The sequence below is a fragment of the Sporosarcina sp. ANT_H38 genome (assembly GCF_008369195.1).
Lineage (GTDB): Bacteria > Bacillota > Bacilli > Bacillales_A > Planococcaceae > Sporosarcina.
In genome coordinates this window covers 128,202-143,366 of record NZ_VOBC01000003.1, presented here as the reverse complement: position 1 = coordinate 143,366, position 15,165 = coordinate 128,202, and the positions used below count along the sequence as shown (strand labels likewise).

Genomic DNA, 15,165 nt, shown 5'->3' with positions numbered 1-15,165 from the left:
AGTAGAGGGGATAGTGAATGAATTGGATGGAGAAATGAAGGCCGTTTTAAAGAGAATATCTGATTTGGAAGGTGAAGTAAATTTATTAAAACAACAACTGGCGGAAATGAAAACTCCGCCTAGTCATAAAATAGAGCAAGTGAAGAAAGTTCATCTGGCATCAAAAATTGATCAGCCCATGGAGCGGCAGATACCGACTCGAGATGAAGTGCCGAGTCAGCAGAAAGTTAGAAAAGAGTTCGATTTGGAAAGGGTACTGAGCACCTGGCTTCCACGCGTGTTCATGTTCATCCTGCTGTTAGGTGTTTTATGGGGATTAAAAGTTGGAATGGACAATGGAATTATTTCCAACCCAGTACGTGTAGGAATGGGCTACGCCGGAACGATTCTACTCTACTTTCTTGGGATGCGATTCTACAATAGTGGAAAAAAAGGGTTTGGTCTGACGTTGCTCGGTGGCTTTATTGGGCTAGGGATTTTGACGACATTTGCTGCTCATCTTCTCTATGGCTATTTGAATTTTACAATCGCATTTATAATTGGCGTAGCGTACATCCTCGCAGGATTGTTGTTATCGAGAAAGACAAAGTCGGAAACGCTAACAATATTTTCGGGGATCGCAGGTTTTTTACTGCCGTTTTTGTTGGAGGGAGAGGGCGCAACTTCCGTTCAATTCTGTTCGTATATCCTGTTGTTATTTTTATCACTGTTTTATGTATCGCTCAGTCAAAAGCATAAGTATACGTTTTACGTAACGTTCTTATTATTCCATTTAACGTTGTTTCTTTACGCGCTTCTCGACAGTGCGTTTGCGGAAGAGTCAATACTTGTTGCTACGGTGTTAATACAGCATATTGTGCTCTTATTCTTTTACTTGAAAGGTAGTATTTCAAGGGATGTTTTTTCAGAAGTGTTACTTTACTCGAATTTTATTTTTACCATCGTTTGGATAAAGCTACTTGGCTACACGCAAGAAATAACCGTTTACGGACTGTTGGCGCTGGTGTATATTGCACTTGCCGCGTACTCCTATTGGAAGAAGGAAAGCGCGCTACGAGGTGTTTTGTCTGCTGTAGCGGTTTTTGCAGCCTGTGTCTTCATACTCTCCTTTGATATGGAGGATAATCGGGTATTTCTGATATTGCTTTTATTGAATGGGACCATTGGAATACGGGTTGGTATACGCTATGACACGTTCAGGACGATTGTGACTGGTTCAGTAATTTACGTATTTACGGTGCAGGCAGTTCTGAATACGATTCAAATAAATGCATTCTGGTCCTTAGAACACGCGGTATGGCTTGTCTTTATTGGTTCATTCAGCTGGATATTTTACACACTCTACCGATTTACGCCTTCTCGTTTGATAGGGAAAACGAAGTCGATTGACAAGAGTTTAATCGTGGGTCAGCTGCTTATTCTTTTCTATATTTTAAAACTAACGAAGCTATGGCTCGCGAATACTTATGTATCTTTTGAAACAGGTATCCATGTCCAGGCGCTTGTATTTTTGGTGGTTTTGAGTGCAATGTATTTCTGCCATAGGTGGAGTAAAGGGCTGTACTTGACGCATGCCGCAGTCATTCTGTTGCTTATAGCGGGAATTGGGATACTTCTGTTGGGCATGGGTTCCTATTATAAACACGGAGAGTTTTTGTTTAACTTCTTTGTACAACTTGCTTTTGTTGCTGCATTGACGGCTGTAGTGTGGGCGATTGCAAAAGACCGTTTCTATCTTTCGAGGAAAGAGCTGAAGTGGGAGACACCGCAACTGGCGATTGTGCTGCAAATTACCTATTTCATTGTCCTGAATAAATGGTATTTAGCCTTCGCGAAAGCCTATGAGTGGGATTTGGAATACGTGCTGTTTGCGCATACGTTCTTGCTGTTTGCTTTTGCGTTTGTGTCAATCAGTATCGGTGGAAAAATGAACTGGAAGTATGTCAAAATTATTGGAGCTGTACTCATTATTATTTGTGTGCTGAAGCTCTTCATAGTCGACTTATCAAGCATTTCTATTCTTGTTCGGGCAATATTGTTCACCATCGTAGGTGTTGTCGGTCTGGTATATTCACGGACTTTGTTGAAGGAAGACTGAGAAAAAAGTGAAAGGTATAAATATTTAAGGAGGATTTTTTATGAGAAAGTATTTCCTACTTTCTATAGCGGTGTTCATGGTGGGGATGGCGATTTGGGGTATTTCTACCACTGTGAACATTGATAAAAGTTCATCCATTGTATGGGCTACTTGGAGTATCATTTTTTGCTCCATCACAACTTCTATTTTATCGTTAATTTATGCTTATTGGGCATATAAAAAGGAATTGATTAGACGATAATTTAAACATTTATAAAGCGACTGTTCAGATATTGCAAGTTCTTCACCAATGCTTTTAATCGTTTTATTATTCTGGAAATATGTAATAGATATACGAGCAGCGGGAATGACCAGTTCAGCTGCTTTTTTATGTAAATGTCGGAAAAAATAAATTACCTTAAGTCAGGCATTTTTAACACGAATAGACAACTATATATGTTGGACAAATGAATACCTAAATAAACTGAGCGAAGGCGCCTTACAAGGGGTAGCCGAAGCCCTAAGACTGGCGGCGAAGCTGCTTGGCTTAGGGCGAGAGGCATCCCCTAGCGCCGTAGCGGATTTGAAGAAAGTCTATGTTTCAACTGATATAGGCAGCTCGATTCTATTCAGTGTAAAGAGCGAAAGGCTTTACTAATTTCGCAATTAATGATAAAACGTGCGATAATAAGGAAAACGATGAAGTAAGGATGACAAAATGACAAAAACAATTGATTTACAAGTAAATGCAAGAAATATTAAAGATTTCAAAAAAGGCTATCCGCTAATTTTAAAAGATGCAATTATTAATTCTAGCGTGCTTGCGACAGAAGCGGAAGGATCGATCGTACGATTAGTGGATAAAGATCGTCGATTCGTTGCTAAGGGTTATTACGGTTTGCAAAACAAAGGCCTCGGCTGGGTACTAACGAGGAAAGAAGAAGAAGTAATCGACTTTGACTTCTTCGAATCAAGAATCGCCGCAGCACTTGCGAGACGTGAAGCTCTATTTGCGGATGCATACACGACAGCGTTCCGAGTATTTAATGGCGAAGGCGACGGCATTGGCGGACTGACAATCGATTATTTCGACGGTTATTTTTTGGTGAGTTGGTACAGTGAGGGAATTTATTCACTCAAGCATCATGTCTACAGTGTGTTTGATAAAATTATTGATTACAAAGGTGTTTATGAGAAGAAACGCTTTGACACGAAGGGCGGATACATCGAACAGGATGATTTCGTTAAAGGGGAGCAAGGCGATTTCCCGATAATCATTAGAGAAAATGGCATGAATTTCGCTATCAATTTGAATGATGGTGCAATGACTGGGATTTTCCTTGACCAACGTGATATGCGTAAAGCGGTTCGCGATAAGTATTCTGAGGGTAGAAATGTACTGAATACATTCTCGTATACAGGTGCATTTTCTGTTGCGGCAATACTTGGCGGCGCGCTTAAGACGACAAACGTCGACTTAGCGAAGCGTAGCAATGCAAAAACAATCGAACAGTTCAGTGTCAATGGTATCGATTACGAACAGCAGGATATTAAAGTGATGGATGTCTTCGACTATTTCCGGTATGCAAAACGGAATGATTTGAAGTTCGATCTAATCATCCTTGACCCTCCAAGTTTCGCTCGTACTAAAAAGTACACGTTCAGTACAGCTCAAGATTATCCAGCACTTCTTATGGATGCGATTGCGATTACTGAGAAAAACGGCATCATTGTTGCGTCGACGAATAATGCGAGTTTCGGAATGAAGAAATTCAAAACGTTCATCGATCAGGCTTTCGAAGAAGCGGGATCTAGGTATAAAATTCTTGAGGAATCAACATTGCCGAAAGACTTCCGGACAAACCGTGATTATCCTGAGTTCAACTATTTAAAAGTTGTTATTGTGCAAAAGACAAAATAAGTTATGTGTATAGAAGCCGTGCCGGAGATAATCTGGTGCGGCTTTTCTTGTTTTTTATAAGAGGACAAAGCATTTCAATCTAGAATTGGTAAGGGTAGAGAGTGAATTGGGGTGTGAAAATGAATGAGGCGATTTTACACGGGATCATTCTTGCTTTTGGTTTGATTGTACCGTTGGGAGTTCAAAATGTTTTCGTTTTCAATCAAGGGGCATTGCAGCCGACATTCGTGAGGGCACTTCCCGTTGTTGTTACTGCGGCAGTTTGTGACACGATCTTGATTGTGGCAGCTGTGTCAGGTGTATCGCTTCTGGTCCTGACGTTTGCCTGGCTGGAAAACATCATTTTCAGTATCGGGATTGTCTTTTTGTTCTATATTGGTTTTGTTTTATGGAAAAGTGATGCCATGGGGACGAAAGTGGATGGAGAGCGGTTTTCAACAAAGAAGCAAATCATATTTGCAACTTCGGTTTCTTTACTGAACCCGCATGCGATCCTCGATACGATTGGTGTTATCGGGTCGAGTTCACTAAATTACGCGGGGAATGTAAGAATCGCATTTACGCTTACAACAATCATCGTTTCATGGCTGTGGTTTATAGGGCTTGCAACTGCTGGACGCTATTTCGGGAAGTTGGATTCGAGCGGCAAGCTAATGGCGCTGTTGAATAAAGTATCTGCCTTAGTCGTCTGGGGAGTCGCTTTGTATATGGCAATGAGATTAGCGAGTAGTTTTGGATGAACTATGCGTAAAAGTCGCACTCGGAATCGTCCCGGTGCGGCTTTTTGTATGTTTTCAAAGCTCCTGAAGTTCCGCATTCAATTGCTTCGCTTGTATTCTGAAATAAAGATAGAAAGAAATCCAGAATATAGAATAGCAGACAATGAACATTCCAAATGCGAGTAAAAAGCTTTTCACTGTAAACGGAACCCAGTCGATTCCAAACGCCAGAATGAAATAAAGAATTACCACTGTAACGAAATGTAGTGCGGTCTGTTGAGACAAACGCAAATTTGCATTTTCAAAAATAAGCGGTGTGACTGTGAAAAACCAACCGCAGAAAATGAATCCAAGCGAGTTTTTCAAGAATAATTGTCCGTCTAGCATTTCTTTTCCGCTAAAGAGTACGACTGAATTCGTCATTATGATTGCGAGAAATGCACCGAAGAAAATCCCGATGATACTTCTATATAAAAAGGTTTTCATTCGTTTTTCCTCCTAGTTAGTTTCAAGGATTCTTTAATGGAATTGACGTATGTCCGGGATACGTACTCCTTTGCGCCCGATTTGAAATAGACACATAATGTTCCGTTAAATGAAGCTTCGAAGCGGCTCATTTCATGAAGATTGGCAATGACGGATTTGGAGAGTCTAATGAATTTACTTGAAAGAAGAATTTCTTCAAGTTCATATAACTTCTCTTTTAGTTTAAATGAACCAGCAGCTGTCACAGCAACAACACCGTCTTTTTCAGTATGAAAGTAATGGATATCTGCTGGTCTTAAAATATGTTGCATATCGCCGTCTTTTCCGACGAGGAACTCTGTATCTTGCCCTTTGATAAAATCAAGAAGTTCTTGTACGGAATCATCTAATTCCGCGCACTCAATTGTCACTTTGTTTTCCACGTAATCGCGATCAATAGTCAAAGATACTTTCATGTCGAGACACCCCTCTCGACAATAGTTTATATGTTTAATCGCCCATTGTCAGCAAGTAGTCTGTTAAATACGACTTATATTGGATGAACGGAGAATGAACAATGCGACAATCACTAAACAAGAAATATAGCTGATGGAAATAAGAGTGCTGTTTGTAATGGTAAGCTGGTCGTTCCAAACAGCAATGAACAAATTATTCATATGATAGAGTGGGTTGAAATTGGCGATAACTTGTACGAATTTAGGCATCATATTAATTGGAAATGCAAAGCCCCCTGTAAAAATAACGACTTGGAAAATGACGATGGAGAAAACTAAAGCACTTTTGACCTCTTTGAAAAAAGAGTAGATAGCGGAAGCGATGACGAGCAGAGCTGCATTAAGTAAGATGAAAAATCCGTAGGCCATGATGAAATTTAACATATGAAACTGCAAATCATACACAAGCATACCAATCGCATAAATGAACAAATAGCCGAAACTTGTAATGATAATAGAACGGATAATGCTCGAAAGCAGAAGTGTGTTTTTAGAAACAGGTGAAAGTCGGATTCGCTTTTCGACACCTGTTGTACGATGCGTCACTTGGTCGAACCCGAAAGCAAAAAATACTGTGGTGAATGTGATAAGTAAAATATATGAAGGTGTATAGGTTTGTGCATAACTCAAGTTACCCACGTAGGTCTGATCTCCGAATAATTGCCCCATAAAAATGTACGTAACAGGCGGTACGACAATCGTGAAAACCAAGTAAAATAATTCCCTTGAAAACATGAGTAAGTCGTATTTTAACTGTGTCGCTAACATAATTTCTCCCCCTTATATGGATACTTTGTTCAAATAAAATTCATTGATGGATTTATAACCAGTTGCCAAAATTGCTTCAGTGGTGTCGAAGACTTCATTCACGCCATTATCTATAAGCATTACTTTATCGCAGTACAATTCGATTTCATCCATATTATGTGTTGTCAGAATGACTGTACCGCCTGTTTTTTTATTGTAATCTGTAATGTAGGTCCAAAGAATATTGCGCATATGTGGATCTAAGCCTGTTGTCGGTTCGTCCAAAATTAACAGCTTGGGTTGCGATAAAAAGGCGATTGCTAAGCTCACAATTTGCTTCCAACCACCGGAAAGTTTATTAAAGTACTTTTTTCGATGTGGTTGTAATTTAAAATCAGCAATGATTATTTCGATGTCAATTGACGATTTGTAATAGGACTTAAATAACCGTAGCAACTCATCTACCTTCAGTGTCTGATAAAACTGTGTAGGTTGTAGGACAACTGAAATTTGTTTTCGAACTTGTTCCATACGATTTGTCGAGAGTGTCTTAATATCTTCATCAAATACGAAGACAGTTCCAGAGTCATATTGTTTAATGGTCATAATAATTTCAAGGAATGTAGATTTTCCTGCGCCATTTTTCCCGATGACCCCAATTACTTCCCCTTCTTTTGCCTGAAAATCCAACCCTTTTAAAACGACGTTTTTTCCATAAGCTTTTTTCAAGTTGCGAACGTTGACGATATTCATTGCAATCCCTCCGTTTGAAAGTTCTTTGTAACCAAAGTGTATGTTATTTCTCTTATTCTGTATTCGGTATTCCAGTGAGACACACCAATAGGGAGGTGACTTGCAGAAAATAGTAAGTGAAATACGTTTGACTTTTCAATGAATTCAAAGGGAAAAGCTGGTAGAAAGGAGAATAAGTAGAGAGGGGTGAAGTGGTTGAATTCATTGAAGCCAAAAAAGCGCAGCAAGTTGCGGATATTCTTCGGAAAGAAAGTGTACCGATTGAAGCGGTATTCGAAATGGTATATGGATGGAAAGAAGTATGCTATGAAGCGGTCAGATGAAAGACTGAATCACGTCATTTTTAAACATCGAACCCCGCTAATCCGTCAACTGAAAGATGTTGAGATGGAATTACAGATCAATAAGATTACGAATTTGAAGATAGCGGCAAAACGATTGAACGGAATTATACTTCAGCCTGGAGAGACATTTTCCTATTGGCGCTTAATAGGCAGTACGACGAAAAGGAAAGGCTATGTAGAAGGTATGATATTACATTACGGGAAAGTGACGACAGGAGTTGGTGGTGGCTTGTGTCAGTTATCGAACTTGATTTACTGGATGACACTTCATACGCCGCTCACGATTACAGAGCGATATCGCCATAGTTACGACGTTTTTCCAGATTCGAAACGGAACCAGCCATTCGGGAGCGGTGCGACTTGCGCATACAATTATCTCGATTTACAACTAAAGAACGAGACGAATGAGCCGTATCAGCTCATCATTTATCTAACAGATAAGTCGCTGGTCGGGGAATGGCGTGCGTCCATGGCATTGAATCGTACATATAAAGTTTACGAAAAAGACCATAGTTTTACGCGGGAACCGTGGGGTGGGTATATACGGCATAATTCAATTTACAAGGAAGTGTACAACCTGAATGGCGAACTCATCGATGACGAATTCATTACAGAAAACCATGCAATCACGATGTATGAGCCATTTTTGACATATGAGAAGTGATGGAGGAGGAATACGATGATTATTTTAATCAACGGTGCATTTGGTGTTGGAAAGACATCTGTTGCAACTGAGCTAGTGCGGACGTTGGATAATTTCATGCTATTTGATCCTGAAGTAGTTGGTTTTATGTTACGCCAAGTCATACCGGATGAAATACGGACTGCTGATGAAAGAACAGATAATTTTCAGGATTTGGCGTTATGGAAATCGATGACTGTGACTATGGCTGAAAACCTAAGGAAGACATATAACAAGAATTTGATTATCCCGATGACGATATTTAATAAGGACTATTTCCACTATATTTTTAGCGGTTTGAAAAAGATTGATGAAGATACGTTTCATTTTTGTTTAACTGCAAAGGAAGAAATAATTCATAACAGACTTTTGCAACGAGGAGAAACGGCAGGGAATTGGTGTTTTATTCAGATAGAAAAGTGTTTAGCTGCTTATGAAGATAGGTGTTTTGAAACGTTTATTAAGACGGATGACTTAGGTGTGGATGGTGTAGTGAAAAAGATACAAAGAGATGTAGGGTTGATGTTGCAAGAGAAGTTTTGAGGGAGGTTGAAATGTTAGGTTTAAATAAAAACGTAGTGACATTAGTGGAGCACTCGAATAACTGGAAAGCACTTTTCAAAGTGGAAAAGGATCAATTGAACGCGATAATAGGCGAGCATGTAGTAGACATTCAACATATCGGCAGCACTGCGATTGACGGAATCGCGGCCAAGCCACTTCTAGATATACTTGTTGGCGTTAAGTCGATGGAAGAAGTGCAGAAATTTGATAAGCACAAGCTGAAAGAGGCGACCTATTATCACTTGGGACGGGTCAAGATCGAGGGGAAAGAAGTGTTTGCTAAATTCTCGAATTTGGAGGCATTAACGAAGACACATGTCCTTCATGTTGTGGAATATGGTGGAGACTGGTGGCAAAAGCATACGTTTTTCCGCGATTATTTAAATGAACATCCTGAAGTTGCAAAACAGTATGAAGAACTGAAGAAAGAATTGGCGGAAGCGTTTCCTACTGATGAACGTACATATACAGATGGGAAAAAGAATTTCATTGATAAGATTTTACTTCAGCGAGAGATCGAAATCGATGAAATTCATTGAGATAGGCTTCGGAAACACATGGCTGTTGAGAACGGAAACAGAAGATGAGAATGGCACTGAATCTGAAGAAAAGGGAATCATCGGGCCGCTGAAAATTCATTCATTATATATGAGAGTTTGGATATGTAAAACCGTTTTCATATTGGATGTAAGACAAGGTTTTAAAAGGATGAAAAAGGAGCGCAACAAATTTAAATTGATTTTGGGTTTGATCAGTAAGTAATTTTACGTTAAGGGGTGAACAAAGTGTTGTTTCAAACTGGGGAAATGCTCATCCGTGAATTAGAAATTAACGATAAACATCACCTTGCTAAATGGCTTTCAGATCCGGAAATTCTTCAGTATTACGAAGGGCGAGACAATCCTTTTGATGTGGAGAAAGTGGAGGAAGTTTTTTTCGGAGAAGAATCCGGTTCTACACGCTGCATAATTGAATTTGATGAAGTATCAATCGGATATATTCAGTTTTATGAAGTCGATGAGGATGAAAGACGGACTTATGGCTATGGTGATTCAGCAGAAATAATCTACGGGATGGATCAGTTCATCGGTGAATCAACTTATTGGAATAAAGGCATCGGTACAGAGCTTGTCCGTGCCGTTGTGAAACATCTAATAGAAGAGAAAGATGCCAATCGGATTGTAATGGACCCACAAACGTGGAACGAGCGAGCCATTCGTTGTTATGAAAAATGTGGATTTAAAAAGGTGAAATTGCTCCCGAAAAATGAGTTGCATGAAGGAGAGTACAGAGATAGTTGGTTGATTGAACATGTTTCTAAAACAGTTGTGGATGTATGAGGAATCGGGGTTCTTCAGTTATTATCGAAAATAACAAAGTCGCTTTGATTAAAAGAGTTAGAGATGGAAATCAGTATTATGTTTTTCCGGGCGGTGGAATTGAAAATGAGGAAAGTCCAGAGGAAGCCACAATAAGAGAGACATTAGAAGAATTAGGCGTTCATATTAGCATTAAAGAACGTCTTGGAATTGTTAAACATACTGGAATACAGTATTTTTTCATTGCTGAAGTTATTGAGGGGACATTTGGAACGGGGGGAGGCGAAGAGTTTAGTGGGGATTTTAGAAATAGGGGTACTTATAAGCCGATGTGGATTGAATTAGAACATCTGTTATCGCTAAATGTCTATCCGATAGAGATTGCAGAAAAAGTGTATTCCTTATATAGACCTTGAAATTTTCAGGAGAGTGGTGAGTGTATGAACAGCAGCAGATTACTGCCCGTCGAAGCCGCGAAAAGGTTTATAACTGAAAAATTTCCAGACTGCCAGGCTGCATTGCTTGCAGGAAGTGTTGTTAGGGGAGAAGCAACAGCAACATCAGATTTGGATGTCGTTGTTTTTGATGAAAAGGTAGATTCGGCGTATCGTGAGTCGCTTATTGAGTATGGATGGCCAATCGAAGTGTTCGTTCACAACTTTACATCTTACAAGGCGTTTTTTAAGGAAGACTGTGAAGGGGCTCAACCTTCATTGCCGCGAATGGTTTCCGAAGGGTTCATATTATCCGATTCTGGGGTTCTTTCTTTAATAAAGGAAGAAGCTAATGAGCTATTGAAAAAAGGCCCCGAAGTATGGTCAATAGAAACGATAGAAATGAAACGGTATATGGTGACGGATGCGTTAGATGATCTGATTGGCTCTACAAAACGTGCAGAAGAACTTTTCATAGCGAATACGCTTGCCTATGTGATACATGAATTCGTATTGCGGACAAATGTTCAATGGATAGGATCTTCGAAATGGATTGTGCGTGCACTAAATCAATTCGATAAGAACTTTGCGCAGACATTTGTACAAGCATTCGATTTGTTTTATAAAACTGGCCGTAAAGATGGAATTATCGCCCTAACGAATGAAGTGCTGGAACCACATGGGGGGAGACTGTTTGAGGGGTATTCAAGGGGGAAGAGTAGTGAAAAAGGAGAACGTATATGACAAGTACATACGTGGATTGGGGCGGCCATAAGCTAAAGTTAACGTGGAAACGTAATCTACTGCCGGAAAGGGAATTGATTACGAGTGTCCACGGTTTTTGTGTTTATCAAGGAGAATTGTTGATGGTGAATTTAAATGACCGAGGATGGGACTTTCCGGGTGGGCATATCGAAATCGGTGAAACTGCGGAAGGATGCCTCAAACGCGAGACGATGGAAGAAGGGTATGTTGAAGGAGATTGCATGCTTCTTGGGTCTATGGAAGTGAATCATGGTGAAAATCCGTTGTGGGATACTTCAAGTCCATATCCGATAGTGGGTTTTCAAGTTTTTTACCGAATGAATATTACGAAACTGCATCCATTTGCAGCGGGGTACGAATCGTCTGGGCGAATCTTTATTCAACCTGATGATGTTGCGCGATATCATAAGGGATGGCACACAACGTACGAAGAGATACTCAATGAAGCGCGAAGCAGGTGTTTGGATGAAAATCAGGAAATTGCTAATAGATGAGGCTCCACCTTTTGACCTTTTGCTACTTGCCGATCCATCGCGAGAAATGGTAGAGCAGTATATGGCTAATGGCGAATGCCGAGTTGCCGAAGAAGACGGTGAAATCGTCGGCGTTTATGTGCTTGTCAATTTAGGCGATAAAACGATGGAGATTATAAATATCGCTGTAGATGAACGGATGCATGGTCACGGAATTGGGAAGCAGCTAATCAGTGACGCGATCCAAACCGCGAAGGAGTTGGGTTGCAAGTCGCTTGAAGTTGGAACCGGAAATTCCAGCATTAGCCAATTGGCGTTTTATCAGAAACGCGGATTTCGTATGGATGGAATAATAAAAGATTTTTTCGTCGACCACTACGAGGAGGGGATTTTTGAAAATGGCATTCAGTGCAGGGATATGATTCGGTTATCAATGGCTATTTCATGATCAATTAAAGTGATTTATGATTTAGCACCGTCAGGAATCGTTCCGCTTACTTTGTCACAAATACGTCCCGTGACAAGGTTCTCTAGTTCTAGTAATCTGGAAGTAGTGAATTGTGAACTTTCTGTGAGGGAGATGACGTTATGAAACGAATAATTATACTGTTTTTTATCGTTAGTATGATGGCGGGCTGTTCGAATGTGTATAGCGCAGAAGAGGGCTATCGCATGGCGATTATCAATCACGGTTTCCCGGTTCCGAAAAACGCGAGCGAATTAAAGCCAGAATTGTGTACGACAGACATTGCGAAATCGGCAAAGTACAAGTTGAACGATATTGGCGGGGAGCAAGGGGAACCGCCGGCGCATTATTTGGAGGAAATAACAAAGTGGGGTTGGACCGAGCTTGAAGATGAGCGGAAAGGGAATATCCACTTCTACGAAAAAGAAGGAAAAGTCATGTCACTCATCTTTAAGAAAAATGTCTTTGACGTGTTTGAAATGAGTAGTGAAGCAAAGTGAAGTGGTAAGAAATCTAAGTAATGTGGATTTTCTTTTTTTGAAACCATTTGGGCTGTTAGTACGTACTAGTAAGGAGAGATGATTGTGATGAACTGGAAAGTGGTCATTTCAACTTAATATCAGGTTATATAGTTTTACTGTCAATACAAGTATGTTGGATTCCGAGGTATTTAGATGGTTTGTCAGGTCGTCTTTTAGGTTTTACTAGTCGTTGTCCAGTGACAACTACATTATTCGTGTAAGTCGAATTTGGCGATGGTGTTACAGGGGAGAAAAGGTAATAGGTAATCTTCATTTTGGTAGTTCGGTAACAGATGTAGTAAAATATATATCGAAGGTGTTTTTTACAGAGCGATAAGAATCCCATTAAAATGTAAAGGAGTGATTGGTTTGGCGATTATTTTACAAAAGGGTCAAAAAATCGATTTAACAAAGAGTCACCCAGGTCTTGAGAAGATTACTGTAGGGCTCGGTTGGGATCCAATTCAGAAAAAAGCTGGTGGATTGCTCGGCGGACTATTTGGTGGTGGAGCTAGCGGTGGTTCTAATATGGATATCGACGCTTCCGTTATCATGCTACAAGATGATAAGTTTTTGGGTAAAGACGACTTGGTTTACTTTGGTAACTTGAAAAGTAAATGTGGTAGCGTTACGCATGCGGGCGACAATACTACAGGAGCCGGCGACGGTGATGATGAGCAAGTGATCGTTGACTTGAAGAAGGTACCCGCTAACGTTAATAAACTTGTGTTTGTTGTTAATATTTACGATTGTGTAAAACGTAAGCAAGATTTCGGTCAAGTGGAAAATGCGTTTATTCGCGTCATGAATTCAGCGAACAATGAGGAATTAATGAAATTCAACCTGTCAGAGAATTATGCAGGTTCTACGAGCTTAACGGTAGGAGAAATTTATCGCCACGGCAGTGAATGGAAATTTGGTGCGGTCGGATCAGGCTCATCAGATGCAGGTCTTGGAGATATGGTTAAAAGGTATTCATAAACTATAAAAAATAGAAAAGAGGATGACATAAATGGCTATTTCATTGAGTAAAGGACAAAAAGTAGATTTGACTAAAAGTAACCCGGGATTAACGAACATTACGGTTGGTGTTGGATGGGATACAAATAAATACGACGGCGGAAAAGATTTCGATCTAGATTCGTCTATATTTTTATTAAATGCAGCGGGTGTATGTGACAACGAAAAAGATTTCGTTTTCTTCAATAACCTTGAAGGTGGAAATGGTTCTGTTGTTCATGCTGGTGATAACTTGACTGGTGAAGGTGATGGAGATGATGAGCAAGTCAAAGTTTCTCTTTCTACTGTACCTACCACTGTTGAAAGAATTGCATTCGCGATTACAATTCATGACGCAGATCAACGTAGCCAGAACTTTGGTCAAGTTTCGAATAGCTATGTAAGAATCGTTAACGATGCAAACGGCGAAGAGTTAATCCGCTATGATCTAGGCGAAGATTTCTCTATTGAAACGGCTGTTGTCGTAGGCGAATTGTATAGACATGGTAGCGAGTGGAAGTTCAATGCGATTGGTAGCGGTTATCAAGGTGGCCTTGGTTCACTTGTAAAAGATTATGGACTACAGGCTTAATTAACTGATCCGGTGTCGACTGCTTACTTAGTCTGAATCCAGCGTAGGTGCCTTACAGGGGTAGCCGAAGCCCTAAGTTTGGCAGCGAAGCAAGTCAGACTTAGGGCGAGAGGCATCCCCTAGGCGCCAAAGCTGTATTGAATGGAATCATCCATCCACCTATTCAATATATATAGTAATGGAAGTTCTACGTTCTAATCATGATACGGGAGTGATTCAGATGGCGATTACTTTATCAAAAGGGCAAAAAATTGATTTGACGAAGACAAACCCGGGTCTTGTAAAAGGCGTTATCGGACTCGGCTGGGATACGAATAAATATTCTGGAGGTCAGGAGTTTGACCTCGATGCATCAGCATTTCTAGTCGATGCAAACAATCGTTGCCAGAATGACCATGACTTTATTTTCTATAATAATCTTAAACATCCAAGTGGCGCCCTTCTACATACGGGTGATAACCGAACGGGAGATGGAGACGGGGATGACGAGCAGGTTATCGTCGACTTTTCTAAAATTCCCGCTTATGTTGACCGCATTGGTATTACGGTTACGATCCATGATGCAGATGCGCGAAGTCAGAACTTTGGTCAGGTGTCAAATGCTTTTGTCCGACTATCGGATGAAGCGACTGGAGAAGAAGTACTTCGTTTCGATTTGGGAGAAGATTTCTCGATTGAAACAGCTGTTGTCTTTTGTGAACTTTATAGACACGGTAAAGACTGGAAATTCAATGCAATCGGTAGCGGATTCTCAGGAGGTCTGGGAGCGCTTTGCCAGAATTACGGGTTAGAAGTATGAAATTATGGGC

At 40.3% G+C, this 15,165-nt stretch carries 21 protein-coding genes; 17 read left to right on the top strand and 4 right to left on the bottom strand.

Annotation, left to right across the window (positions count from 1 at the left end):
• Positions 1 to 13: 13 nt before the first annotated feature.
• The 4 genes from FQ087_RS16200 (at position 14) to FQ087_RS16185 (ending at position 4,738) form a co-directional block, all read left to right on the top strand.
• Entirely contained in the window at positions 14 to 2,098 is a 2,085-nt protein-coding gene (locus tag FQ087_RS16200) for a DUF2339 domain-containing protein (protein ID WP_149581641.1), read from the top strand.
• A gap of 40 nt (positions 2,099 to 2,138) precedes the next feature.
• The gene (locus tag FQ087_RS16195) at positions 2,139 to 2,339 is read left to right on the top strand and encodes a hypothetical protein (protein WP_149581640.1); all 201 of its coding nucleotides are present in this window, start codon (positions 2,139 to 2,141) and stop codon (positions 2,337 to 2,339) included.
• A gap of 456 nt (positions 2,340 to 2,795) precedes the next feature.
• The gene (locus FQ087_RS16190; protein WP_149581639.1) at positions 2,796 to 3,998 is read left to right on the top strand and encodes a class I SAM-dependent rRNA methyltransferase; all 1,203 of its coding nucleotides are present in this window, start codon (positions 2,796 to 2,798) and stop codon (positions 3,996 to 3,998) included.
• Between the two features lie 119 nt (positions 3,999 to 4,117).
• Complete coding sequence (locus FQ087_RS16185) at positions 4,118 to 4,738, top strand: LysE/ArgO family amino acid transporter (RefSeq protein ID WP_149581638.1); 621 nt, start codon at positions 4,118 to 4,120, stop codon at positions 4,736 to 4,738.
• Positions 4,739 to 4,792: 54 nt separating this feature from the next.
• On the opposite strand, the gene FQ087_RS16180 is transcribed toward FQ087_RS16185, so the two are convergent.
• The 4 genes from FQ087_RS16180 to FQ087_RS16165 all read right to left on the bottom strand — a co-directional run bounded on the left by FQ087_RS16180 (position 4,793) and on the right by FQ087_RS16165 (position 7,197).
• Complete coding sequence (locus FQ087_RS16180) at positions 4,793 to 5,203, bottom strand: DUF3021 domain-containing protein (protein WP_149581637.1); 411 nt, start codon at positions 5,201 to 5,203, stop codon at positions 4,793 to 4,795.
• On the bottom strand, positions 5,200 to 5,658 hold the full coding sequence (locus FQ087_RS16175) for a LytTR family DNA-binding domain-containing protein (RefSeq protein WP_149581636.1): 459 nt from the start codon (positions 5,656 to 5,658) through the stop codon (positions 5,200 to 5,202). The genes FQ087_RS16180 and FQ087_RS16175 overlap by 4 nt, the downstream gene beginning before the upstream one ends.
• A gap of 63 nt (positions 5,659 to 5,721) precedes the next feature.
• On the bottom strand, positions 5,722 to 6,465 hold the full coding sequence (locus FQ087_RS16170; protein WP_149581635.1) for an ABC transporter permease: 744 nt from the start codon (positions 6,463 to 6,465) through the stop codon (positions 5,722 to 5,724).
• Between the two features lie 12 nt (positions 6,466 to 6,477).
• The gene (locus tag FQ087_RS16165; protein ID WP_149581634.1) at positions 6,478 to 7,197 is read right to left on the bottom strand and encodes an ABC transporter ATP-binding protein; all 720 of its coding nucleotides are present in this window, start codon (positions 7,195 to 7,197) and stop codon (positions 6,478 to 6,480) included.
• A gap of 195 nt (positions 7,198 to 7,392) precedes the next feature.
• Here FQ087_RS16165 and FQ087_RS16160 point away from each other — a divergent pair, with 195 nt between their 5' ends.
• The 13 genes from FQ087_RS16160 to FQ087_RS16100 all read left to right on the top strand — a co-directional run bounded on the left by FQ087_RS16160 (position 7,393) and on the right by FQ087_RS16100 (position 15,155).
• Positions 7,393 to 8,205, top strand: a complete 813-nt coding sequence (locus tag FQ087_RS16160) for a VanW family protein (protein ID WP_255452392.1) — start codon at positions 7,393 to 7,395, stop codon at positions 8,203 to 8,205.
• 15 nt (positions 8,206 to 8,220) lie between these two features.
• Positions 8,221 to 8,766 (top strand): AAA family ATPase, encoded by a 546-nt coding sequence (locus tag FQ087_RS16155; RefSeq protein ID WP_149581633.1) that lies wholly within the window; start codon positions 8,221 to 8,223, stop codon positions 8,764 to 8,766.
• A gap of 11 nt (positions 8,767 to 8,777) precedes the next feature.
• Entirely contained in the window at positions 8,778 to 9,326 is a 549-nt protein-coding gene (locus FQ087_RS16150; RefSeq protein ID WP_149581632.1) for a GrpB family protein, read from the top strand.
• Complete coding sequence (locus FQ087_RS16145) at positions 9,313 to 9,549, top strand: DUF3977 family protein (RefSeq protein ID WP_149581631.1); 237 nt, start codon at positions 9,313 to 9,315, stop codon at positions 9,547 to 9,549. The genes FQ087_RS16150 and FQ087_RS16145 overlap by 14 nt, the downstream gene beginning before the upstream one ends.
• 23 nt (positions 9,550 to 9,572) lie before the next feature.
• Positions 9,573 to 10,127, top strand: a complete 555-nt coding sequence (locus tag FQ087_RS16140) for a GNAT family N-acetyltransferase (protein WP_149581630.1) — start codon at positions 9,573 to 9,575, stop codon at positions 10,125 to 10,127.
• Positions 10,124 to 10,522 (top strand): NUDIX domain-containing protein, encoded by a 399-nt coding sequence (locus tag FQ087_RS16135; RefSeq protein WP_149581629.1) that lies wholly within the window; start codon positions 10,124 to 10,126, stop codon positions 10,520 to 10,522. Before FQ087_RS16140 ends, FQ087_RS16135 begins: the two co-directional genes overlap by 4 nt.
• Before the next feature lie 24 nt (positions 10,523 to 10,546).
• Positions 10,547 to 11,284 (top strand): nucleotidyltransferase domain-containing protein, encoded by a 738-nt coding sequence (locus FQ087_RS16130; protein WP_149581628.1) that lies wholly within the window; start codon positions 10,547 to 10,549, stop codon positions 11,282 to 11,284.
• On the top strand, positions 11,281 to 11,799 hold the full coding sequence (locus FQ087_RS16125; RefSeq protein ID WP_149581627.1) for an NUDIX hydrolase: 519 nt from the start codon (positions 11,281 to 11,283) through the stop codon (positions 11,797 to 11,799). The genes FQ087_RS16130 and FQ087_RS16125 overlap by 4 nt, the downstream gene beginning before the upstream one ends.
• A complete protein-coding gene (locus tag FQ087_RS16120; RefSeq protein ID WP_149581626.1) occupies positions 11,771 to 12,226 on the top strand; it encodes a GNAT family N-acetyltransferase in 456 nt (151 codons plus the stop codon). Before FQ087_RS16125 ends, FQ087_RS16120 begins: the two co-directional genes overlap by 29 nt.
• A gap of 140 nt (positions 12,227 to 12,366) precedes the next feature.
• Positions 12,367 to 12,744, top strand: coding sequence for a hypothetical protein (locus tag FQ087_RS16115; protein WP_149581625.1), 378 nt, complete (start codon positions 12,367 to 12,369; stop codon positions 12,742 to 12,744).
• Positions 12,745 to 13,134: 390 nt separating this feature from the next.
• A complete protein-coding gene (locus FQ087_RS16110; RefSeq protein WP_149581624.1) occupies positions 13,135 to 13,746 on the top strand; it encodes a TerD family protein in 612 nt (203 codons plus the stop codon).
• Positions 13,747 to 13,777: 31 nt separating this feature from the next.
• The gene (locus FQ087_RS16105) at positions 13,778 to 14,356 is read left to right on the top strand and encodes a TerD family protein (protein WP_149581623.1); all 579 of its coding nucleotides are present in this window, start codon (positions 13,778 to 13,780) and stop codon (positions 14,354 to 14,356) included.
• 220 nt (positions 14,357 to 14,576) lie between these two features.
• Positions 14,577 to 15,155: a TerD family protein gene (locus FQ087_RS16100; RefSeq protein WP_149581622.1), complete on the top strand. Its 579-nt coding sequence runs from the start codon at positions 14,577 to 14,579 to the stop codon at positions 15,153 to 15,155.
• Positions 15,156 to 15,165: the final 10 nt, after the last annotated feature.

What these genes read in the sequence shown, in the direction of transcription:
- FQ087_RS16115 (WP_149581625.1), top strand. Translation starts at nt 12,367, where the DNA reads ATGAAACGAATAATTATACTGTTTTTTATCGTTAGTATGATGGCGGGC.
- FQ087_RS16155 (WP_149581633.1), top strand. Translation starts at nt 8,221, where the DNA reads ATGATTATTTTAATCAACGGTGCATTTGGTGTTGGAAAGACATCTGTT.
- FQ087_RS16130 (WP_149581628.1), top strand. Translation starts at nt 10,547, where the DNA reads ATGAACAGCAGCAGATTACTGCCCGTCGAAGCCGCGAAAAGGTTTATA.
- FQ087_RS16170 (WP_149581635.1), bottom strand. Translation starts at nt 6,465, where the DNA reads ATGTTAGCGACACAGTTAAAATACGACTTACTCATGTTTTCAAGGGAA.
- FQ087_RS16175 (WP_149581636.1), bottom strand. Translation starts at nt 5,658, where the DNA reads ATGAAAGTATCTTTGACTATTGATCGCGATTACGTGGAAAACAAAGTG.
- FQ087_RS16105 (WP_149581623.1), top strand. Translation starts at nt 13,778, where the DNA reads ATGGCTATTTCATTGAGTAAAGGACAAAAAGTAGATTTGACTAAAAGT.
- FQ087_RS16145 (WP_149581631.1), top strand. Translation starts at nt 9,313, where the DNA reads ATGAAATTCATTGAGATAGGCTTCGGAAACACATGGCTGTTGAGAACG.
- FQ087_RS16100 (WP_149581622.1), top strand. Translation starts at nt 14,577, where the DNA reads ATGGCGATTACTTTATCAAAAGGGCAAAAAATTGATTTGACGAAGACA.
- FQ087_RS16135 (WP_149581629.1), top strand. Translation starts at nt 10,124, where the DNA reads ATGAGGAATCGGGGTTCTTCAGTTATTATCGAAAATAACAAAGTCGCT.
- FQ087_RS16125 (WP_149581627.1), top strand. Translation starts at nt 11,281, where the DNA reads ATGACAAGTACATACGTGGATTGGGGCGGCCATAAGCTAAAGTTAACG.
- FQ087_RS16150 (WP_149581632.1), top strand. Translation starts at nt 8,778, where the DNA reads ATGTTAGGTTTAAATAAAAACGTAGTGACATTAGTGGAGCACTCGAAT.
- FQ087_RS16120 (WP_149581626.1), top strand. Translation starts at nt 11,771, where the DNA reads ATGAAAATCAGGAAATTGCTAATAGATGAGGCTCCACCTTTTGACCTT.
- FQ087_RS16165 (WP_149581634.1), bottom strand. Translation starts at nt 7,197, where the DNA reads ATGAATATCGTCAACGTTCGCAACTTGAAAAAAGCTTATGGAAAAAAC.
- FQ087_RS16180 (WP_149581637.1), bottom strand. Translation starts at nt 5,203, where the DNA reads ATGAAAACCTTTTTATATAGAAGTATCATCGGGATTTTCTTCGGTGCA.
- FQ087_RS16195 (WP_149581640.1), top strand. Translation starts at nt 2,139, where the DNA reads ATGAGAAAGTATTTCCTACTTTCTATAGCGGTGTTCATGGTGGGGATG.
- FQ087_RS16185 (WP_149581638.1), top strand. Translation starts at nt 4,118, where the DNA reads ATGAATGAGGCGATTTTACACGGGATCATTCTTGCTTTTGGTTTGATT.
- FQ087_RS16190 (WP_149581639.1), top strand. Translation starts at nt 2,796, where the DNA reads ATGACAAAAACAATTGATTTACAAGTAAATGCAAGAAATATTAAAGAT.